Source organism: Tractidigestivibacter scatoligenes, from assembly GCF_001494635.1.
Lineage (GTDB): Bacteria > Actinomycetota > Coriobacteriia > Coriobacteriales > Atopobiaceae > Tractidigestivibacter > Tractidigestivibacter scatoligenes.
In genome coordinates this window covers 382,481-389,136 of record NZ_LOJF01000010.1, presented here as the reverse complement: position 1 = coordinate 389,136, position 6,656 = coordinate 382,481, and the positions used below count along the sequence as shown (strand labels likewise).

General features: G+C 61.5%; 7 protein-coding genes. 3 read left to right on the top strand and 4 right to left on the bottom strand.

What is annotated here, in order from left to right; all coding sequences use genetic code 11:
• Positions 1–581: 581 nt before the first annotated feature.
• Positions 582–1,400 carry a MarR family winged helix-turn-helix transcriptional regulator gene (locus AUL39_RS11370; protein ID WP_059055325.1) on the bottom strand — a complete coding sequence of 273 codons (819 nt, stop codon included), beginning with the start codon at positions 1,398–1,400 and terminating at the stop codon, positions 582–584.
• A gap of 314 nt (positions 1,401–1,714) precedes the next feature.
• Between AUL39_RS11370 and AUL39_RS08645 the strand changes: the two genes are divergently transcribed.
• From AUL39_RS08645 to AUL39_RS08635, 3 genes are all read left to right on the top strand, one after another.
• Positions 1,715–2,521: a MerR family transcriptional regulator gene (locus tag AUL39_RS08645; RefSeq protein ID WP_059055323.1), complete on the top strand. Its 807-nt coding sequence runs from the start codon at positions 1,715–1,717 to the stop codon at positions 2,519–2,521.
• 190 nt (positions 2,522–2,711) lie between these two features.
• A complete protein-coding gene (locus tag AUL39_RS08640) occupies positions 2,712–3,164 on the top strand; it encodes a hypothetical protein (protein ID WP_059055321.1) in 453 nt (150 codons plus the stop codon).
• Between the two features lie 427 nt (positions 3,165–3,591).
• Complete coding sequence (locus tag AUL39_RS08635; RefSeq protein WP_070807600.1) at positions 3,592–4,635, top strand: bile acid:sodium symporter family protein; 1,044 nt, start codon at positions 3,592–3,594, stop codon at positions 4,633–4,635.
• Here the strand turns inward: AUL39_RS08635 and AUL39_RS08630 are convergent.
• The 3 genes from AUL39_RS08630 to AUL39_RS08620 all read right to left on the bottom strand — a co-directional run bounded on the left by AUL39_RS08630 (position 4,592) and on the right by AUL39_RS08620 (position 6,595).
• Positions 4,592–4,909: a LytTR family DNA-binding domain-containing protein gene (locus AUL39_RS08630; RefSeq protein ID WP_059055319.1), complete on the bottom strand. Its 318-nt coding sequence runs from the start codon at positions 4,907–4,909 to the stop codon at positions 4,592–4,594. The genes AUL39_RS08635 and AUL39_RS08630 overlap by 44 nt on opposite strands.
• On the bottom strand, positions 4,906–5,406 hold the full coding sequence (locus AUL39_RS08625; protein ID WP_059055316.1) for a nuclear transport factor 2 family protein: 501 nt from the start codon (positions 5,404–5,406) through the stop codon (positions 4,906–4,908). The genes AUL39_RS08630 and AUL39_RS08625 overlap by 4 nt, the downstream gene beginning before the upstream one ends.
• Positions 5,407–5,551: 145 nt before the next feature.
• Positions 5,552–6,595 carry a metallophosphoesterase family protein gene (locus AUL39_RS08620; RefSeq protein WP_059055314.1) on the bottom strand — a complete coding sequence of 348 codons (1,044 nt, stop codon included), beginning with the start codon at positions 6,593–6,595 and terminating at the stop codon, positions 5,552–5,554.
• Positions 6,596–6,656 lie beyond the last annotated feature (61 nt).

Genomic DNA, 6,656 nt, shown 5'->3' with positions numbered 1-6,656 from the left:
CACGGTATCCGGTTCTCAGGGTGCCCCGCGGCGTCCGTCCGTGTGGGGCGTGCGCCGCGCGAGGTAGAAATATACGCGCCTTACACCCGTCTGGGAAGTCTCGTTTGTTTCCTCCATGTTTCCTACATAAGTGGTCTGTAATCGCAGGTTACGGGTCTGGGTAACATCCTCTCCGCTCTTTGGGTCACCGATGCACATCTTTAGGAGTTGCCTTCTCGTAAAGCCGAGCCCCCTCTTGGAAGAGTGCGCAGTCGCCGGAACGTCCCTTTTGGCGAGAATTGCAACCAAATGTCGTCTTCCGGCGACACACCGGCAGGTTCCTCTCGCCCATTTCCGCGCGTTTTCGCCGGTCAGGCATTTTCCGAACGTTTGGCGCAACTTAACCATTCGAAATCCGCGGCACTTCTGCGATGGCACGCCTTCTCACCAACTAGGGTCACTTAGCCGTTCGGAATCTGCGGAACTCGCTGCAGCCGCCTTGTCCATAAGCAACATTGCCATTACATAGAGAAAGGGGGCAGCGGAAACCCGTTGCCCCCTTCGGCCATACAAATATAGTGCGAAGCGCCCGCGAGAAGTAACTAGTCCTCGTTGCGGAAGCTGCGACCGTAGCCACCGCGGTCGTTGCCGCCGCGATAGCCGCCACGGTCATTCCCGCCGCGGTAGCCGCCACGGTCGTTCCCGCCGCGGTAGCCGCCACGGTCGTTGCCGCCGCGATAGCCGCCACGGTCGTTCCCACCACGGTACCCGCCGCGGTCGTTGCCGCGGTAGCCGCCACGGTCATTCCCACCGCGGAACCCACCACGGTCGTTGCCACGGAAGCCGCCACGGTCATTCCCACCGCGGAACCCACCACGATCGTTGCCACGGAAGCCGCCGCGACCACCACGGTCCCCACGATCGCCACGGTCAAAGGACTTGCGGTCATCGCGATCGTCGCGCTTCTTGGCGAGGCGCTCCTGCTCGCGCTCCTTCCAGTCCTCGCCGATCTCTGTTGCAACGCCGGCCTCGATGCGGTCGAGGAACGAAGCAAGCACGTCTACCTCGTCGTCCGTGAAGCCGTCCAGCGCAACGTTCTGGAGGTCGCGCGGCTTGGGCTGCTCCTCCTGGCCCTTCTCGCCGAGGGTGACGGACTGGACGTTGTCATCCTCGTCCTTGGTAACAACGACGAGGTCATCGTTAGCCATGTTTCCAAGCGTGGTTCCGAGCGCATCTGCGCTAATGCCGAGGACGGTCGACATCTCCTCGACGGAAATCTCGCTCTTGAGACGCAGGAGCGCAAGCACGCGCGCGACGTTGGCATCGGTGGCCTCCTCCTGCTCCTTGCGGTTGTGGCGAGCAATGTTCAGCATGTGCTGGACCTCGCCGAGCTTCTCCATGATCTCTGCTCTTGTGGCCATGTACTAATTTCTCCTGTCTTGCGTGATGTGAGGGCCGTAGCCCCTTAAGTCCGTGCCCGTAGGCTGGGAATTGCCACACCTTTTCCTTTAGAAGCAACTCATTATTGCGGCAACGCAGGCCGCACTTTCTCGGAATTGTTGGCCTACGCAAATTGACCACCTGGGAGAGGCGCATGAGACAAAGGGACTGTCCCTTTGTCTCATGCGAGCAGAGCCGCAGTCGAGACCAAGATCGCGGGGACGCAACGTTGCGCCCTTGACCTTCACACTGCGTGAGGGTTTATCGTCTGCTCAACGCGCGAGAGGAGACAACCATGAGAGAGGCGCAGCCAGCTGACCAGACATACACGATAGGAGAGCTGGCGAGCATGTCCGGCGCGACGGAGCGGGCGCTTCGCCACTACGAGGACCTGGGGCTTCTCTCGCCCACACGCGGCGAGAACGGCTACCGGCGCTATGGCGAGAAGGACGTCGAGCGGCTTCAGCAGGTGCTCCTGTTTCGCGCGTGCGGGATGGGGCTCTCCGAGATTAGAGGGTTGCTGGAGAGCCCCGGCTACAACGCAGAGGAGGCCCTCAAGCAGCACCTCAAGACCCTGCGCGCACGCCAGCGCGAGCTCGAGGCGCTGGTAGAGACGGTGGAAAAGACCATTGCGACAATGAAGGGGCGGCAGACCATGACCAACGAGGAGCGCTTCCGCGGCCTTAAGGAGCAGGCCATCGAGACAAACGAGAACACCTATGGCGCAGAGGCACGCGAACGCTACGGCGATGACGCGGTGGACGCCGCCAACGAGCGCGTGCGCGCAATGAGCGAGCAGGACTGGGACGAGATGCACGAGCTTGAGCAGGGCATCATTCGGAAGCTCAAGGGTGCCATGGCAACGGGCGACCCCGCTGGCGACGCGGCACGGAAGCTGGTGGAGATGCACCGACGCTGGATCTGCGGCTACTGGGGCAAGGGCCGCTACTCCGCCCAGGCACACCTGGCGCTTGGCGAGATGTACCTTGCGGACGAGAGGTTCCGCGACTACTACGACTCCCGCGCGGGCGCGGGAGCAACTGAGTTCCTGGTGGCGGCGCTTCGCGCGCAGCTTGCCGATGGCCAGCCAGGGGCGGAGTAGACCGGCGCACAAGGACGAGGCAGCCCAGTCCAAAGTCGGGCGGCCTCGTCCCCAAGGCATTTTGCAGGTATTTTCTCTTTTCTCGTAGACGGCGCCATACGGGGCAATGCGCGTTGCCAATTGTTAGCCTTGGCTTACATGTGACGGACGCGGTCCCACACGGCGGCCGCAGGCAAGCAGAGAGGCACCCATGGACACCCAGAAGCTCAAGCTCGGCATCGACATTGCACTGGCGGTTCTGCTTGTGGGGACCTACATGACGGGGCACGCGGAGCCGCACGTACACGCCCTGGTTGCCCTGCTGTTTGTGGTGCTGCTGGTGGCGCACGGCGTGGTAAGCCACAGGAAGATTGTCCAGACCACCAGGCACGTGACCTGCAAGGCAATGAACAAGGAGGCACGAATCGACTGCTGCCTAGGCCTGGCGATGGTAATGTTTCTCGCCATCGTGCTGGTGAGCGGCGGCAGCCTGATGCACGCGCGCATGGCTGAGGGCCTGAGCCTTGACGATACCGTGGGAACGCCGGCGTTTTTCGCACACGTCTGCGGTGCCGTGCTCTTCCTTCTCTGCGCACTGGCGCACGTGTGGATCAATCGCGAGCGTCTGGAGAAGCTGCTGCATCGCACGGACGAGAAGGACTAGTCCGGAGCCGAGGCTCGCTGCTGAAACCGCCGCGAACCGAAATAGTGGTCCTCCCCTGATTTGGTCCGTCAGGGCTGTCCCCGAGGCCGGATTATTGAACGTTTTTTCCGGACATTCTGGGGCTCAACTGGGAAAACGATCTTCTCGCCAGAAATAGCGCGCAATAATTGGCGAGAATCGGACGCCAGCCGAGAGATGCACGGGCGCCAGCCGAGAGAGACATGCGCGCTTCAGCCGAGAATCGCGAGCCAGCCGAGGAAGTCAGGCACACCGCCGGACATACCGCAACACCCCTATACGCATGTTGTTCTTGCGCATTATTGCCGCCGTGCACCGCCCCGACGCAACCAGGAAACATACAGGGCCTAGCCTGTTCAGAGTTTTTGCAGGAAGGCAGGCGGGTTTCGCAGGCAAGGAGGACGGCTGCATGGCAGTATGGAGGCGCCTGGGCGACATCATCGCCCACAACATGGTGTTTCTGGTACCTCTCTGCCTGGTGTTTGGCGTCTGCGCACCAAACGTCTTCATCCCGCTAAAGCCGCTGGTCACACCCATGTTTGCCCTCGTGACCTTCCAGGGCTCGCTGGGCAACAACTTCTCCAATTTGGTGCGGACCTTCAGACGGCCCGCCCCCATGCTCGTGGCCATCGCAATCTCGCAGGTGCTCATGCCGGTTGTGGGCTGGCTGCTGGGTGGCCTTCTCTTCTCGGATTCCAACATTGTTGCTGGTATTGTCCTGGAGTACTCGGTGCCCATTGCCGTGACCTCCACCATGTGGATAGGCATCTACGCTGGCGACATGTCGCTTGCGCTGGGGACGCTTCTCATCTCGACGCTCATATCGCCTGTGACCATCCCTGCCACGCTGAGGCTCCTGGTAGGTGCCACGGTGCAGGTGGACGTGGCCGGCATGTTCTTTGACATGCTCGTGATGATTGCGCTGCCGGCGCTTGCCGCCACGGCACTCAACCAGGCGACGCAGGGGCGCGTAAAGACGACACTCTCCCCCGCCCTGGCGCCGCTGGCACGCATCTTTGTGATTCTCGTCATCACGACCAACTCGACGAGCCTTCACGACTTCATCTTCAACCTCACGCCAGAGCTTGCCGGCGTCATGGTGTTCATTGCGGCCATGGCGTCCTCAGGCTACCTTTGGGGTTTTGCGGCAACGCGCCTCATGGGCTTAGAGCGCGAGCAGGCTGTGACGCTCACGTTCTGCTCGGCGCTGCGAAACATCTCGGCCGGCGCTGTCATTGCGCAGACGTACTTCCCCGCAGCCACCATGTTCCCCGTGATGACGGGGACGCTCTTCAACCAGTTTTTGGCCGCCGTCTTTGGGCGGGTGTTCTCGCGCGCGTTTACGCCAGAAGTAGACGAGAGCGGCAAGCCTTCGCCGGAGGCGCCGTCGGCGTCCCATGCAGAGGCCGCTAGTCCAGCTCGCCGTCGGCAAGGGCACGAATCCGCTGCATGACCTCGGCGCGCCGCGCCTTGGGAAGCGGAACGGCCTCGTCTCCTTCCATAATGATGGACGCCTGGTCGACAGCGTGTATGCGCGCGAGGTTAACGGCGTAGCTGCGGTGCACCCGCATGAGGTCTGGAAATATGGCTGTGACCTCTGAGAATGATGCACGCGCCTCGAAGGTGTCATACGCAAGGCATATGCGGGCGCGCTTGCCCACCGCCTCGACGAGGATGACGTCCATGGGAGCCACCAGGTGCATCGTTCCCTCGCGGTCGTATATCATCTCGCGTCTGAGGTCGGTTTGCTCGGCAATACGCTCGTCGATATAGCGCTTGGCGGCTCGACCGATGACGTTGCAGAAGGACTCCCTGGCGCAACGGGCAGCTCGTTTCTGGGATGAGAGATATAGAGCGAGCGAATGCGCAACTCGCCATCGATAAGTTCCCAGGTAATCTGCGTGTGCTGCTGCACCTCGGCAAAGATGGGCGCGCCGTCATCGGTTGTCACAAGGTAGCGTCCGATGATTGAGAGCGCACGCCCGCAATTTTGGACAACCGTGTACTCCTGATGCGACTGATGGCAAGGCACGAGCTCCTGGAGGTTCTCCTCGAGGTCTGCCCGCATTGCGTCGATGCCCCGCATGTAGCGGTTCTGCTCGGGCGCCACCCACATCACGTCCTTGGTGCAAAGCGACAGCACAAACTCGATGTCGAGCTGCCAGAAGCGCTTGAGAAGCTCACGCGTAAGAGCGAGAGCCTTCTCCTCTAGTTCTTTGCGCATGGATGCCCCCCAACAGGTCCAAAGCGCCATTATTTGTGTCTAATTTTACCATTACGGGGCGATGGGGGACTTTTAGGTCTATCAGCGGGAAGGAAGTGGCGCGTGGCCGGACGTTGCTATCCCTTCTCGGCGCACGGATGCGCACCTAGTGCGACCCCAGCTGGCAGACGTAGTGCGAACCCGCGACCCACTCGCGGTTGAGGAAGTCACGCATGCAGAACTCGACGGCCTGCTCGTGATGACGCACGAGCCAGCCAAAGGAGTCGTAGCTACCATCGTCGGTGAGGTAGGTCTCGCCCTGCGCGTATGCGTACGCCACAGAGCCCGTGCCCGCAAAGAGGTTGCCGCTGCCACGTTGCACGACGTCGGGGTAGGAATGGGTGTGGCCGCTAAAGAGAATGGCACCTGTGTGCGAAAAGATGACGGAGCGCAGGTCGCCGTCGTTCTCGAGGGAGTTCTCGTAGCCCCAGCCGCCCGTGTAAGAGTCAGTGACGGTGTACTTGAGTGGCTCGTGGACGAAGACAAAGGACGGCACACCGGCAGCCTGGTCCTCATCGAGAAGGCCAGAGAGCCATGACAGCTGGGTGCTGCTCAGCCTGAAGGTGTCGGTTGAGGTGACGTCATCGGGCGAGACGTACTCGTCCGGACCAAGCGCAATCACGTGCGTGCCACCAACGTAGCGATCGAAGTAGATCGAGCTGGAGTTGGTTCTCTCCAAGAAATTGGCATGGAGGCTCTCGACGCTCTCCTGCGTGTGGGTACCGTCACCCATCTGCTCGTGGTTGCCCATCACGCAGGTAAACGACTCGGGGAACGAGAGCCCCGCAGCCTGCGCGCGCCGCTCGAGGATGTCGTACTGGTATTGGTATCCGTTGTTGGTCATATCCCCGTTGAGCACGATGGAGTCAACGGCGTCCCAATTTTGCACGACGTCGTCGAGGGCGTTCTCGAAGTTATTGTCGTAGTCTGGGGCGTCATCATCTACGTGCGTGTCACTCATGACGGCCATGGACGAGACGAGCGCGCCGTACGTTCCCTCGGCGACGGGCGCAGGGTCCGACAAGGACTCGAGCGTGCGGCCCTGCTCGCTTGCGGAGGCGCGATCCGCTGCCCCAACTGTCGCGAGTGCCGCTGCCGATGCGCACGTGATGGCTCCTGCCTGGAGAAACTGCCTTCTCGTAAGACTCATGTCTGCCCCCTCCTCGTTCAGCTACCTTGAATTCCAAGGTAGGACGCGAGCCTTAAACGCC